At 41.5% G+C, this 14,748-nt stretch carries 11 protein-coding genes and 1 pseudogene; 8 read left to right on the forward strand and 4 right to left on the reverse strand.

Annotation, left to right across the window (positions count from 1 at the left end; all coding sequences use genetic code 11):
• A partial coding sequence (locus AVJ20_RS08400) for a hypothetical protein (RefSeq protein WP_111884887.1) occupies positions 1-556 on the forward strand: 556 nt, incomplete at its 5' end.
• A 380-nt stretch (positions 557-936) separates the two neighbouring features.
• Here AVJ20_RS08400 and AVJ20_RS08405 read toward each other — a convergent pair.
• The 3 genes from AVJ20_RS08405 to AVJ20_RS08410 all read right to left on the reverse strand — a co-directional run bounded on the left by AVJ20_RS08405 (position 937) and on the right by AVJ20_RS08410 (position 5,762).
• The gene (locus tag AVJ20_RS08405; protein ID WP_111884888.1) at positions 937-2,220 is read right to left on the reverse strand and encodes a ribonucleotide-diphosphate reductase subunit beta; all 1,284 of its coding nucleotides are present in this window, start codon (positions 2,218-2,220) and stop codon (positions 937-939) included.
• A 401-nt stretch (positions 2,221-2,621) separates the two neighbouring features.
• On the reverse strand, positions 2,622-2,795 hold the full coding sequence (locus AVJ20_RS18340) for a hypothetical protein (RefSeq protein WP_162689752.1): 174 nt from the start codon (positions 2,793-2,795) through the stop codon (positions 2,622-2,624).
• 135 nt (positions 2,796-2,930) lie between these two features.
• The gene (locus AVJ20_RS08410) at positions 2,931-5,762 is read right to left on the reverse strand and encodes a ribonucleoside-diphosphate reductase subunit alpha (RefSeq protein ID WP_111884889.1); all 2,832 of its coding nucleotides are present in this window, start codon (positions 5,760-5,762) and stop codon (positions 2,931-2,933) included.
• Positions 5,763-6,350: 588 nt separating this feature from the next.
• Here AVJ20_RS08410 and bfmR point away from each other — a divergent pair.
• Both bfmR and bfmS read left to right on the forward strand, forming a co-directional pair.
• On the forward strand, positions 6,351-7,067 hold the full coding sequence (gene bfmR / locus AVJ20_RS08415) for a response regulator transcription factor BfmR (protein ID WP_067764711.1): 717 nt from the start codon (positions 6,351-6,353) through the stop codon (positions 7,065-7,067).
• Positions 7,068-7,111: 44 nt separating this feature from the next.
• Entirely contained in the window at positions 7,112-8,773 is a 1,662-nt protein-coding gene (gene bfmS / locus AVJ20_RS08420) for a sensor histidine kinase BfmS (RefSeq protein WP_078192297.1), read from the forward strand.
• Positions 8,774-8,865: 92 nt separating this feature from the next.
• Here bfmS and AVJ20_RS08425 read toward each other — a convergent pair whose 3' ends face one another.
• The gene (locus AVJ20_RS08425; RefSeq protein WP_078192296.1) at positions 8,866-9,222 is read right to left on the reverse strand and encodes a hypothetical protein; all 357 of its coding nucleotides are present in this window, start codon (positions 9,220-9,222) and stop codon (positions 8,866-8,868) included.
• Positions 9,223-9,779: 557 nt separating this feature from the next.
• Between AVJ20_RS08425 and ndhC the strand changes: the two genes are divergently transcribed.
• From ndhC to nuoF, 5 genes and pseudogenes are all read left to right on the forward strand, one after another.
• Complete coding sequence (ndhC, locus tag AVJ20_RS08430) at positions 9,780-10,328, forward strand: NADH-quinone oxidoreductase subunit A (protein WP_078192295.1); 549 nt, start codon at positions 9,780-9,782, stop codon at positions 10,326-10,328.
• A gap of 6 nt (positions 10,329-10,334) precedes the next feature.
• A complete protein-coding gene (locus tag AVJ20_RS08435) occupies positions 10,335-11,012 on the forward strand; it encodes a NuoB/complex I 20 kDa subunit family protein (protein WP_078191105.1) in 678 nt (225 codons plus the stop codon).
• 87 nt (positions 11,013-11,099) lie between these two features.
• A pseudogene (gene nuoC / locus AVJ20_RS08440) lies at positions 11,100-12,886 on the forward strand (NADH-quinone oxidoreductase subunit C/D).
• A gap of 14 nt (positions 12,887-12,900) precedes the next feature.
• Positions 12,901-13,410 (forward strand): NADH-quinone oxidoreductase subunit NuoE, encoded by a 510-nt coding sequence (nuoE, locus tag AVJ20_RS08445; protein WP_078191103.1) that lies wholly within the window; start codon positions 12,901-12,903, stop codon positions 13,408-13,410.
• Positions 13,407-14,738 carry an NADH-quinone oxidoreductase subunit NuoF gene (gene nuoF, locus AVJ20_RS08450; RefSeq protein WP_111884890.1) on the forward strand — a complete coding sequence of 444 codons (1,332 nt, stop codon included), beginning with the start codon at positions 13,407-13,409 and terminating at the stop codon, positions 14,736-14,738. Before nuoE ends, nuoF begins: the two co-directional genes overlap by 4 nt.
• The last annotated feature ends 10 nt before the right edge of the window (positions 14,739-14,748 follow it).

The following is a 14,748-nucleotide window of genomic DNA, read 5'->3' on the forward strand; positions in this document are numbered from 1 at the left end:
ATTCGATACTAAAAAAATTGCTAAAATTCAATTATGGGATAAAGGGATTATCACTGGAACGGGCGAAAGCTATGTGATTAGTCGAGCCATTGAGTTATTTAAGAAACTTACTCAATCAGACATGAATAAGCTTCCTCAATGCTTAGAAATATCACGACAAATCAGAGAACTAGAATTAGGTACAGGCTACTTTCAGGTTGAAAACACAAAACTACTTTGTTCAAGTTACAGTGAATATGGTGCACAACTTTATACCATCCAACGTTTTTCTCCATTGGAGCCTTATGAGCTTACAGCAATAAAGCCAATGCATATTACTGTTTGGTTGTTTCAGCCAAATATTGAAAACATTTCTGAAGAATTAAATAATCTTTACAAGGATCTAAAAGATTATGCCTTCTTTTGTAACAAAATAGATTGGATTAATCACTATCTCAAAAGCCTTGCACTTATCTACCAAAAGCAAAGCCAACAAGATCCGTTAATGAGTCAAAGCTTTGATTTCTTTTTTCAGACAAAAGATGAATATGTCTATGGGCATACACCGAATACATAAAATATAACCATAGAATTCAAAGAAATTTCAACAAATAGATATCTTCTGTAAGTTGAAAAGCCTGAAAAATGTCTTAGTTTTAAAGTAAGAAATAATTGGATTAAAGGGTAATCCCCCCTAAAACAACTAGAACATTTCCAATCTCATAATAACAGCCCATTTTCTTTTAGGAGATATGAGATAAGATAACTCCTTTGTTGAAGGTCTTGTGTTACAAGTAGTGGCATGTGTCGCAAAAGAAAAGCAAGATGCAAAATAATATTTTTCACTGACAACTTATGTGTCGCGTGACGATATCATCAGGCATTGTTTTATTCTCCATTTTATTTTAAAAAAAATTAAAAAAAAGGAGGCTGTTAAGCCTCCCTTTTGAATATCAATTACCAGCTTAACGCACCACCAGTTTGGTAATCCGTTACGCGAGTTTCAAAGAAGTTCTTCTCTTTACGTAAGTCCATCATTTCTGACATCCACTGGAATGGGTTATTCACACCAGCAAATTGTTCAGGCAAGCCCAATTGGCTCAAACGACGGTTACAGATGAACTTCAAGTATTCTTCCATCATGCCTGCATTCATACCCAATACACCGCGTGGCATAGTGTCACGAGCATATTCGATTTCAAGCATAGTACCTTCAAGAATCATTTGAATGATTTCTTCTTGGAACTCAGCAGTCCATAGGTGAGGGTTTTCGATCTTGATTTGGTTGATCATGTCGATACCAAAGTTCAAGTGCATAGATTCATCACGTAAGATGTATTGGAATTGCTCAGCAACACCATTCATCTTGTTACGACGACCCATAGACAAGATTTGGCTGAAACCACAGTAGAAGAAGATACCTTCAAGTACGCAGTAGAACGCGATCAAGTTGCGAAGCAAGATTTGGTCGTTTTCAGGTGTACCTGTTTTGAACGTAGGATCACTTAAAGATTGTGTATATTTCAGACCCCAAGCTGCTTTACGAGCCACTGAAGGAATTTCACGGTACATGTTGAAGACTTCGCCTTCGTCCATGCCTAAAGATTCGATACAGTATTGGTAAGCGTGCGTGTGAATCGCTTCTTCAAATGATTGACGTAAGATGTACTGACGGCATTCAGGGTTGGTAATGTGACGGTAGATTGCAAGAACCAAGTTATTTGCAACCAAAGAATCCGCAGTCGAGAAGAAACCTAAAGAACGCATAACAATGGTACGCTCATCTTCGGTTAAGCCATTTTCAGACTTCCAAAGTGCGATGTCATGGTTCATGTTCACTTCTTGCGGCATCCAGTGGTTTGCACAACCGTCTAGATATTTTTGCCAAGCCCATTCGTATTTGAACGGTACAAGTTGGTTTAAGTCAGCGCGGCAGTTGATCATCGCTTTATCGTCAACTTGAACACGCTGAGCACCCATTTCTAGCTCTTCTAAGCCAGGTGCAACGTCTAGATTTTCTAGAGCGTTAGATGCTCTTGCCAACGGATCGGTTGGATCTGTTGGTCGATTTGTACTGGTTCGAGCGGGTTGTGCAGCTGCCAAATTCGGCGATGAGTGCTGTGCATTAGATACCACTTGCGAATTAGTCGTTTTTTGCGGTTCGACGGGCGCAGGCTGGTGAGCTTGTGCAGCTTGTTTCGGTTCATCATCTTCGAAATCGTCCCAACTTAGGATAGACATAACAGTTCTCTCTTCGTTGCTTTATATCTTTTATAGACATCCAGCGTCGCTGAGATGTCCTACTATACGCTCAATTTGTGTAAGCAAAATTAAGTTTTGTCGATCACTGCTCTAAAAGTGTTCGGTAGAGCAAATATCCCCACTACTTATTTTGATTACGCGATTTATATGCCTTAAACCAGAAATAGGCGATCGGGACATAAAAAGTCAAAATAAAGGAAACCACCAAAGCGATAAGCCCTAACTGATAGTTATGTGTCATATGTGGCATGGTGGTGTCCTTGATTGTTAAATATTAAATCCTCCCCAAACCCCTCCTTTAATAAAGGAGGGGATTTCCGTGAATTATTTTGTTTTCACGGAAGTCCCCCTTTGGAAAAGGGGGATTTAGGGGGATTGTATTAAGCAGCTACCTGAGTAGTTGGCTTAAAATTTTCAATATTTTGCTCTTTTGGTTGGTTTGCATAAATGAATACAACCAAGGAACAGGGAAGAAGGCATTGCATACAGAATTTCTGAGTTTGCTTACGCACAATGCGAGCTTTCTTCTTAAATTTTTTCAGCTCTTTCGACATGTTCTTTTCCTCTAAGGGAATCAATCATAACGAATTAGCAATAAAGTGAGTTCTTATGCTAACCACTCATAAGAATCAACCATTGCTAATACCGCAATAATGAGAAAATCTCGGTTGATTCCTAAATGGGTTAACTTACTGACAAGCCTCACAATCAGGATTATCAATTGAACATGCTTGTGGCACTGGCGCTGCATTTGCAAAACCGTCTTCCTCTGCAGGAACTTCTGGTTTTGCTTCAGGTGCTGCGACCGCGGCAACAGGAGCTGCTACAGTTGCAGGCTTAACTGCGTTCAATGCGCCAGTGTTAATGGTTGATTTCTCAGCAGAAGTCGCACCCAATGCACGTAGGTAATAAGTCGTCTTAAGACCACGTAACCATGCCATTTTGTACGTCATATCAAGTTTCTTACCGTTTGCACCAGAGATGTAAAGGTTAAGAGACTGAGCTTGGTCGATCCATTTTTGACGACGTGATGCAGCATCAACAATCCAACGTGGCTCAACTTCGAACGCAGTCGCGAAGATTGCTTTAAGCTCTTCAGGAATACGTGCAATTTTTTGAACCGAACCTTCGAAGTGTTTCAGGTCGTTCACCATTACAGAATCCCAAAGACCGCGATCTTTTAACGCACGTACTAGGTACGGGTTGATCACAGTGAATTCACCAGAAAGGTTAGATTTCACATACAAGTTTTGGAAAGTTGGTTCGATTGATTGAGACACGCCACAAATGTTCGAAATGGTTGCAGTCGGTGCAATCGCCATCACGTTTGAGTTACGCATACCGTCTTTTTGAACTTTAGTACGTAAAGTATCCCAGTCCAAACGTGTTGTACGGTCAACTTCGAACATACGGTCAGGACGAGCTTTTTGTACGATATCTAAAGAGTCAATTGGCAAGATACCTTGATCCCAAAGTGAACCTTTAAATGTCTCGTAAGTACCACGTTCAAGTGCCAAATCGCTAGATGTTTGAATCGCGTAGTAAGAAATCACTTCCATCGATTCGTCAGCGAACTCAACCGCAGCATCAGAACCATAAGCCAATTTCATTTCGTATAAAGCATCTTGGAAGCCCATGATACCCATACCTACTGGACGGTGTTTCAAGTTCGAGTTACGCGCTTGAGGAACAGCGTAGTAGTTGATGTCAATTACGTTATCGAGCATTCGAACAGCAGTTTTAACTGTACGAGCAAGCTTTTCACGATCTAACACACCGCCTTGCACGTGTTGTACAAGGTTAATTGAACCTAAGTTACATACTGCGATTTCATCTTCGTTAGTGTTCAGCGTAATTTCTGTACACAAGTTAGAAGAGTGAACTACACCAACGTGTTGTTGTGGTGAACGTAAGTTACATACGTCTTTGAATGTGATCCAAGGGTGACCAGTTTCAAACAACATAGACAACATTTTGCGCCATAAGTCTTTCGCACGGACTTTCTTATGTAGCATGTTGGTTTCTTTCGCAATGCCTTCATAGTAAGCATAGCGTTCAGCAAATTCTGCACCTGTTAGGTCATGCAAATCAGGTGTTTCAGATGGTGTGAACAGAGTCCATTCAGCATCTTCGAATACACGTTGCATAAACAAGTCAGGAACCCAGTTCGCTGTGTTCATGTCGTGTGTACGACGACGGTCATCACCTGTGTTCTTACGAAGTTCTAGGAATTCTTCGATGTCCAAGTGCCAAGTTTCAAGGTATGCACATACTGCACCTTTACGTTTACCACCTTGGTTGACTGCAACAGCAGTATCGTTGGCAACTTTAAGGAACGGTACAACACCTTGTGACTTACCATTTGTACCTTTGATGTACGAGTTAAGCGCACGAACTGGTGTCCAGTCATTACCTAAACCACCCGCCCATTTAGACAACATTGCGTTATCACGCATTGCGCCATAAATGTTGTAAAGGTCATCTGAAATCGTTGTTAAGTAACAGCTAGATAACTGTGGACGTAAAGTACCAGAGTTAAATAGAGTAGGCGTAGACGCCATGTAATCGAAGCTAGACAATAAGTTATAGAATTCGATTGCACGTTCTTCACGGTTTGCTTCGTTCAATGAAAGACCCATTGAAACACGCATGAAGAATAATTGTGGTAATTCGAAACGTACACCATCTGAGTGGATGAAGTAACGGTCAAATAAGGTTTGTAGACCTAAATAAGTAAATTGGTTTGAGCGTTCTGGTTGAATCGCAGCAGCCAATTTTGCAAGGTCAAAGTTAAGTAGTTCTGGAGAAAGAAGATCAAGCTCGATACCTTTCTTCAAGAAAGTTTCTAAAGCGTCGCCTTCATTCGTGTCAGTATCTAAACCTAAGAACTCTAACCCTGTAGCAACAAGGTCGTTACGCAATAAACGCGCAGTCACATATGTATAGTTTGGTTCTTGTTCGATACGTGTACGAGTAGCCATCATCATGGTCGTTGATATGTCTGACTCTTTTACGCCGTTATAAAGGTTTTTTACAGTCTCATCGATAATCGCTCGAACATCGATGCCTTCTAAACCTTCAGCTGCTTTAACAATATTTGCCTCAAGTGCGCCAAGATCAAGCGGTTTAAGCTGACCGTTTGAACCTGTCACTTGTAAAGTAGGGTGGTGGTGAGCACCAGTTTGTTTACGAGCTTCGGCACGTTGTTCGCGGTAAATCACGTAAGAGCGAGCAACTTTTTGCTCACCTGTACGCATAAGCGCAAGTTCAACCTGATCCTGAATTTCTTCAATATGAATGGTACCGCCAGAAGGTAAACGACGGTTAAAGGTATTCAATACCATCTCAGTTAATTGAGAGATACGGTCATGAATACGGCTGGAGTCAGCGCTTTGCTGGCCTTCAACGGCCAAGAACGCTTTACCAATCGCCACAGAGATTTTTTCTGCATCAAAAGGTGCAACGTCACCGGTGCGTTTAATCACCTGAATTTGACCAGGGGTTGAATTCGTTACGCTCATGCTAGCATAGCTCCATTTGTCATCTATTTTTATGTTAGGACCGTTTGAACTGGGCAATTTTTATGCCACAGTGTTTGAGGTTTAAACACAAGACCTAGTGGTTTAAAAATTTATTGAACACAAGATACGGGAAAATTCAGGGTATATCAATATTGACATTTTACTAAATGCTTTGAACTTTTCTGGCAGAAATCCATCTCAAAAAATCCCTATTTTTTATCTTTGTTATATATGCCTTATCCGACAAGGGCATAGCATAGCAAAGTCGAAAAAGAGTGCTTATAGATAACATTGTGGATAACTTCAGAAAGCCTAAAAAGTTGTGAATTAATCAGTCAGTTTTTATTCGATGAAAATGTATCCAAATTTATAATTGTTGCTATTGTGAGCAATAGGGCATGGAAATGATTGGTAAATACGGCTGCAAAAATGTAGCAGGTTAAATTTTATTACAAAATACGATATTGATGTATCAGTTTGGTGAATGCCATCTTGTTTACAATGTAAACGTGTGTATATTGCAAACTATGTTTAAGCGTATCTATCGGATTTCAAATAGGATACGCCCAATCAAATAAGGGGCAATCAATGAGCCAAGAAGAAAAGTTACCTAAAATTTTAATTGTTGAAGACGATGAGCGTCTTGCTCGTTTAACTCAAGAATACTTAATCCGTAACGGACTTGAAGTTGGGGTAGAACCAGACGGTAATCGTGCGATTCGCCGTATTATCGCTGAACAACCAGATATGGTATTACTCGACGTGATGCTTCCGGGTGCAGATGGTTTAACCATTTGTCGTGAAGTTCGTCCACACTACCATCAACCAATTTTAATGTTGACTGCACGTACCGAAGACATGGACCAAGTGTTGGGTCTAGAAATGGGTGCCGATGACTATGTGGCGAAACCTGTTCAGCCTCGTGTTCTATTGGCACGTATTCGTGCATTATTACGTCGTACAGACAAAGCACCAGAAGATGAAGTTGCACAGCGCATCGAATTTGATGATCTTGTAATTGATAATGGTGGTCGTTCTGTCACACTCAATAATGAGTTGGTTGACTTTACCAGTGCAGAATATGACCTTTTATGGTTGTTGGCATCTAATGCGGGTCGCATTCTTTCTCGTGAAGATATTTTTGAGCGTCTGCGTGGTATTGAATACGATGGTCAAGACCGTTCAATTGACGTGCGTATCTCGCGAATTCGTCCAAAAATTGGTGATGATCCAGAAAACCCGAAACGTATTAAGACCGTACGTAGTAAAGGTTATTTATTCGTAAAAGAAACCAACGGCATTTAATGTAAAATACCGTCCCTTAGTTTGGAAAAGTAGGACACTTTTACGTGTTTAAACACAGTATATTTTTGCGCGTTTATGCGGGGCTACTGATTTTAGTCTTTTTAGTCGCTACATTTGGCTATTTGCTGGTGCAAATCATTAACTACCAGCGCGCGCAAGAATATCGTGAATCGCTTACTGACGGTTTGGCTTTCATTATAAGTGAAGGTATTGCACGTCAGCCAAATGAACAACAAAAGTCAGATTGGGTGTCAGATGCATCCGATCTACTTGAGTTGCCTATTTATTATGTAAAAGCTAATCAGGTTGATTTAACCCGAGCGGAAACAAAACGTATAGAAGAGCGTAAAGCTGTAGTGCGTTGGGACGCACAAACCACAGCAGCTTATATTATTATTGGCTTAAAAGATGACCCTGCACATCTACTGTATATAAAAGCTGATAATATTTCAGAACGCCAAATGAAAGCATTGCCTGTATTTATACTGGATTATTTGGTGTATTACCCAGGTCAAGAAAAACAATATCTTGAAAAAATCCAACATCATTTTTCTTATCCAATTTCAATTCAAAATGTTCAAAGTTTACCTTTAGACTCTGAGCAAATCGGCCGACTACGTTTAGATCACAGCATTATTTTGTATCGTGATAGTGCGACTGAGCGCGGCACAACTATTTCGATCGTATCACCAATTCCAAGCTCAACTTCAGAAGTCTTGGTTATGGGGCCTGTGCCACTGTTTAATTGGATGCCTTTCCAGTTGGCAGCGGGTATTACGCTACTGAGCTTGTTTGTCTTGAGCTTGGGTGTTTATGGTCTATTGGTGCCGATGCAACGTAAACTGCGTGCTGTAAATTATGCGTTAAATAAAATGAAGGGCGGGGACTTATCTGTACGTCTGCCTGTCGAAAGCACGGATGAGTTTGGTACTTTAGCATCGAGCTATAACTCCATGTCAGATCATATTGAGCGTTTAATTGAAGCTCAGCGTGAGTTAATGCGCGCGGTATCGCATGAACTGCGGACACCCGTGGCACGTATTCGCTTTGGTGTAGAAATGATGGCGGATGAAGATGATTATGACTACCGTCAGCAGCAAGTCGAACAGATTGATAAAGATATTGAGGCTCTAAATACTTTAATTGATGAAATCATGACTTATGCCAAACTTGAGCAGGGCATGCCATCTTTAGAATTTGAAGATGTTAGCTTGTTTGAAGTTTTAGATCAGGTCTTGATTGAAACTGAAGCCTTAAAGACTGGGAAAACCTTGGAATTGCAAGCACCACCAATTGGAGTGGTTGTGGAAACCGAGCGTCGCTATTTACACCGTGTTGTACAAAACTTGGTGGGGAATGCAGTGCGATATTGTGATGATAAAGTGCTGATTAGTGGTGGTGTGAATGATGAAGGTATGGCTTATATCTGTGTTGAAGATGATGGCCCCGGCATTCCAGAAGAAGATCGTAAGCGTATTTTTGATGCCTTTGCGCGTTTAGATGATAGTCGTACCCGTGCTTCAGGGGGCTATGGTTTAGGCTTATCGATTGTTAGTCGTATTGCATATTGGTTTGGCGGGACTATTGATATTGATGAAAGTCCAATATTAGGTGGAGCGCGTTTCACCATGACATGGCCTGCAACTCGTTTTAAGAAAAATAAACCGAAGTTAGATATTAAAGAGCCGAGTACCAATGAAAATTAAGTAAGCTTAGATATGTAGCTAAGCTGATTTTAGTGAATGATAAGTATAAAAAGCCATTCAATTTGAATGGCTTTTTGATATCAGTTTTCTACTTATTCCGTAATTGTTGCATCGGGTTCAATAATAGGTTTGCCATTTTTTAATGCGGCAAGAGCATCTGCATTAAAATCGATGAGTAAGGAGTTGTTTTTAGCATCGATAGAATAATTGCTAATAAGTTTTTGATCACCGTTTAAAGTCTCAAGTTTATATTCATCTGCAATATTCATAATCCCGTTAAGGTTGGTTGTTGCAGAAGCTAAATCTTGTCGTAACAACTCATAAATATCACGTAAATCAAAAATGGCATTTTGAGCATCAGGATGCTTATCTAAGTAGCTTTTAATATGGTGAATCACCAATTGTGCAGATAGAAAATAATCGGGTTTATGCGTAAATTCTAAAGTCATTATTGTCTCTCCGTTGTGATTGCTTTTTGTGTTTTAACTACAAATATCACACTCTTTGTGAGTCGTGTCAAAGAATTGCAAAAAAGTCACAAGAAGCTAAAAAAAGCCTTTTTTCTTTGTGCTAATTCAACTTGTTTTTCATTTTAGGGGTAAGATCAAAGCTAATAGATGGAATCAAACAGGCAACCAATTTGAAACAAGATGGAATTTATTTAATAAATGATACGGCCATGAAAATTTAATACATGAGCTAAAAGTTGAAGGATTTGTTCATGAAACTGAACAGTCATAGTTTTCTGTTAAAATCGCATAAATGTAATAATTAATAAAAAAATAAGATCTAATCTAATTAAGCGATTAATCCTAAATTTAAGGGAGTAAACCCAATTTAAATGCTGAAATGATTAAAAAATCATCCTAAAGACGAATATCGATAAGCTAGCAAGAAGCCTCCTCAATCAGGTACAATTGGCGGGATTAATTTTGTGTTTGGTGTATTTGAAGGCCAATACATACATTCTTTGTTAATAAATAGGCCTGCCAGGAGTTATCCCCGCATGAGTGCCATTACTCCATACGATTGGGCAATTATTGCCTTCGTGATCGGCGTTACATTCCTTTGCGTCTTTATGCTGACCGTCCCTTTACTCCTTGGGGGTAAATCATGGGGTCGTGCTAAGCAAGAGCAGTTTGAGTCAGGTGTAGTAGGTGCTGGTGGTGCACGTATTCGCTTGTCTGCGAAATTCTATTTAGTTGCGATCTTCTTCGTGGTGTTCGATATCGAAGCACTTTACCTTTATGCATGGGCATCTTCTGTTCGTGAAACTGGGTGGGTTGGTTTTGCAGCTGCAGCAGTCTTTATTTTAGTTTTACTTGCTGGTTTGGTTTATGAATTGTCTTCTGGTGGTTTGAATTGGTCACCTTCTGACAAGCGTAAAGCGGCGGGAATTAAACCTAAAATTGGTTCGCCAAATATGGATATCGCAGAAATCACACGCTTTAACTCTATTGAAGAGTTGGTTATGGACCCTACAGGTCAAATTCCAGCGCAATCATCTGGTCGTGTGAAATCTAAGTCACCGACTGCATCATCTGACAAGGAGTAAGACGGGATGAAATATACATTAACCCGTGCGAATCCGGATGCTGATCAATATCCACTTCAAGAGCGTCAAATCGTTACCGATCCGCTTGAAGAAGAAGTGAATAAAAATGTGTTCATGACTCGTTTAGAGGATGTTGCACATACAGCAGTAAACTGGGGTCGTAAAAACTCAGTTTGGCCGTTCAACTTTGGTACATCTTGCTGCTACGTAGAGTATGCAACGACTTTAACAGGCGTGCATGACTTGTCACGTTTCGGTGCCGAGGTTATTCGTGCTTCACCACGTCAGGCTGACTTGATGATTGTTGCAGGTACATGCTTCATGAAAATGGCGCCTGTAATTCAACGTTTGTACGAGCAAATGCTTGAGCCTAAATGGGTAATCTCAATGGGCGCATGTGCAAACTCTGGTGGTATGTACGACATTTATTCAGTTGTGCAAGGTGTGGATAAAATCATCCCTGTCGATGTGTATATCCCGGGTTGCCCACCACGTCCTGAAGCTTTAATTCAGGCATTGATGTTATTGCAAGACCAGATTCAACTTGAGCGCCGTCCTTTATCGGCAGTGATTGGTGATGATCTTAAGCCAGTGTATAAGCCAAAGATGATGCCAGAACGTGACCGTAAGAACGCACAGCGTATTGCAGTGAAAAACTTACGCTCAATGGATGAAATTAAATAATCACTACGACGAAATATTGATACACCCGGACTGGGTGTAATTGTCGTTTTGATTGACTGAATTTGTATTAAATAGGAAGCCAAGCCAATGGCTGAAACTGACATTGCTATGCCAGAATCAACTCCAGTTGATTCCCGCCCTGCATTTGCAATTGTAGAAGAGCTCAAAACCAAATTTGGTGAGAACTTCTACGTGCAAACGACTTTTGAAGACTTTCCAACAGTCTGGGTTGAGCGCGCACGTGTACAAGAAGTTTTAATGTTCTTGCGTACGGTGTCACGTCCATACGTGATGCTGTTTGACTTGTCTGCGGTTGATGAGCGTTTACGTACACACCGCGATGGTCTGCCTGCATCTGACTTCACTGTGTTCTATCATCTGTTATCGCTTGAGCGTAACAGTGATATTCGTATTAAAGTTGCATTGAATGAGTCAGATTTGAACATTCCAACGGCAACCAACATTGGCCAAATGCCAACTGGTACGAACGTGAAGCTTACGACATGTTTGGTATCAACTTCGAAGGGCATCCAATGCTCCGTCGTATCTTGTTGCCAACATATTGGGAAGGTCACCCGTTACGTAAAGAATATTCTGCACGTGCGACTGAATACACGCCTTATCGCCAAAACCAAGCGAAACAGGATTACGAACAAGAACATCTTCGTTTCGTACCTGAAGATTGGGGTATGAAGCGTGGGAACGATGATGAAGACTTCATGTTCCTAAACTTGGGTCCTAACCATCCATCTGCGCACGGTGCCTTCCGTGTGATCTTGCAGTTGGACGGTGAAGAAGTGAAAGACTGTGTTCCTGACATCGGCTATCACCACCGTGGTGTGGAAAAAATGGCTGAGCGTCAAACATGGCACTCATTCATTCCGTATACAGACCGTGTTGACTACTTAGGTGGTTGTGCGCAAAACATGCCTTACGTTCTTGGCGTAGAGCAAATGGCAGGGATTACCGTTCCTGATCGTGCACAATGTATCCGTGTCATGATGTCTGAATTGTTCCGTATCAATAACCACTTATTGTTCATTGGTACTGCGATTCAGGATGCCGGCGGTATGACCCCAGTATTCTATATGTTCGCTGACCGTCAAAAAATCTATGACGCGATCGAAGCGATCACGGGTTACCGTATGCACCCAGCATGGTTCCGTATCGGTGGTACAGCGCACGACTTGCCAAACAACTGGCAGCACCTCATTCGCGAAATCCTAGATTGGATGCCGAAGCGTATGAACGAGTATTACACTGCAGCACTTAAAAACTCAGTATTTATCGGTCGTACCCGTAATGTTGCTCAGTATGATGCTAAATCTGCATTGGCTTGGGGTGTAACGGGTACTGGTCTACGTGCTACAGGTATTGATTTCGATGTTCGTAAATACCGTCCTTATAGCGGCTACGAAAACTACGACTTCGATGTGCCTTTAGAGTACGAAGGCGATGCTTATGCACGTGTTCTTGTTCACTTCCGTGAAATTGAAGAATCGCTGAAAATCATCAAGCAATGTTTAGACAACATGCCTTCTGGTGCATACAAAGCAGACCATCCACTGGCTGTTCCACCACCAAAAGATAAAACTTTACAAGACATCGAAACATTGATTACGCACTTCTTGAGCGTGTCATGGGGTCCTGTAATGCCAGCAGGCGAAAGCTCTGTAATGGCGGAAGTGGTAAAAGGTGCGTCGAACTACTACTTGACTTCAGACAAGTCAACGATGAGTTATCGTACACGTATCCGTACACCAACCTTCACGCACTTACAGCAAATGCCTTCTGTGATTAACGGCAGCTTAATGTCTGACTTAATCATTTATTTAGCGACAATTGACGTCGTAATGGCTGACGTGGATCGCTAAGGGGTAATCGCATTATGATGATTTTGACTGACAAAAAACCACGTGTGAACGTTGAAGGGATTTTAACTGCGGAAGAAATCCACGATATCGAACATCACATTGGTCACTATCCGTACCCACGCGCAGCATGTCTTGATGCGTTGAAGTGTGTACAACGCCGTAATGGCTGGGTAGATGATGCACAGATGAATGCTATTGCGCAATTGCTTAGCATGAGCCTTGCAGACCTAGAAGGTGTTGCAACTTTCTATAACCGTATTTACCGTCAACCAGTTGGTCGCCACGTAATTTTATTATGTGACTCAATTGCTTGTTTCTTGATGGGTGCGGAAACACTTGCTGAAGCATTCCAGCGTGAATTAGGCATTTCATTTGGTCAAACGACTGCAGATGGTCGCTTTACTTTATTGCCAATTTGCTGCCTAGGTAACTGTGACAAAGGTCCGACGTTAATGATTGACGAAGACACTCACGGTCTAGTTGAAGTGACTTCAATTAAACAGTTATTGGAGAAGTATGTATGAATACTGAACCAAAACCAATTTATGGCGACGGTAACCCAGAAACTCACCCATTAACTTGGCGTTTGAGCAAACAGGAACACGTTCGCAGTGCAGATGATTACGAAGCACTTGAAGGTTATGCAGGCTTTAAGAAAGCTGTTGGCATGCAACCGAAAGAAGTGCTTGAAGTGATCAAAGCTGCGACTGTAAAAGGTCGTGGTGGTGCGGGCTTCCCTGCAGGGATCAAATGGTCGCTTATGGCGCCAAATGATAACTCAGGCCCTCGTTACCTCATCTGTAATGCCGATGAAATGGAACCAGGTACCTTTAAAGACCGTCTGTTGATGGAAAAACTTCCTCATCAGTTGATCGAAGGTATGTTGATTGCTGCTTATACATTAGAAGCAACACAGGGTTATATCTTCATCCGTGGTGAATACATCGAAGCGGCTCAATACTTAAATGAAGCATTGGACCAAATTCGTGCCAAAGGTTACTTGGGTGAAAACATCTTAGGTACAGGTTGGAACTTCGAGTTACACGTGCATACTGGTGCGGGTCGTTATATCTGTGGTGAAGAAACTGCATTGATTAACTCGCTTGAAGGTCGCCGTGCGAACCCTCGTACTAAACCGCCATTCCCACAAGTTGCAGGTGCTTGGGGTCGTCCTACGATTGTTAACAACGTAGAGACTTACAACAACTTACCCGCAATTATGCTTCGTGGTCCTGAATGGTATATCGGTTTATCTGAAGGTAAGTCGAAAGATCCAGGTACTAAAATTTATGGCGCTTCAGGCAAAGTAAAATTCCCAGGTCTTTGGGAACTTCCATTTGGTACAACTGCGCGTGAAGTGATTGAAGATCATGCGGGTGGTATGCGTGATGGTTTAAAACTCAAAGCATGGTTACCAGGTGGTGCTTCTACAGACTTCCTTGCTGCTGAACATATTGACCTTCCTATGGATGCTGAAAGCATCATGAAAGCAGGTTCACGTTTAGGTACGTGTTTGCTCATGGTAGTCGATGAAACTCAGTGTATGGTTTCTGCGACACGTAACTTAGAAGAATTCTTTGCGCGTGAATCTTGCGGTTGGTGTACACCATGCCGTGATGGCTTACCTTGGGCGGTTAAAGCGCTTAAAGCCTTGGAAGATGGCACAGGTAAGAAAGAAGATATCGATCACTTACAAGAACTGACTCGTAAGCTTTGGATTGGTAAAACTTTCTGTGCGCATGCTCCAGGTGCGATGGAACCGTTAATGGGCGCACTCAAACATTTCCGTGGCGAGTTTGAAGCTAAAGTCGTAAATGCGGCAGCTCAAACTAGCAACGTAGAACAAGCTTAAGGAATTCGAC

Origin of the sequence: Acinetobacter sp. CFCC 11171 (assembly GCF_003268405.1) — a bacterium.
GTDB lineage: Bacteria > Pseudomonadota > Gammaproteobacteria > Pseudomonadales > Moraxellaceae > Acinetobacter > Acinetobacter amyesii.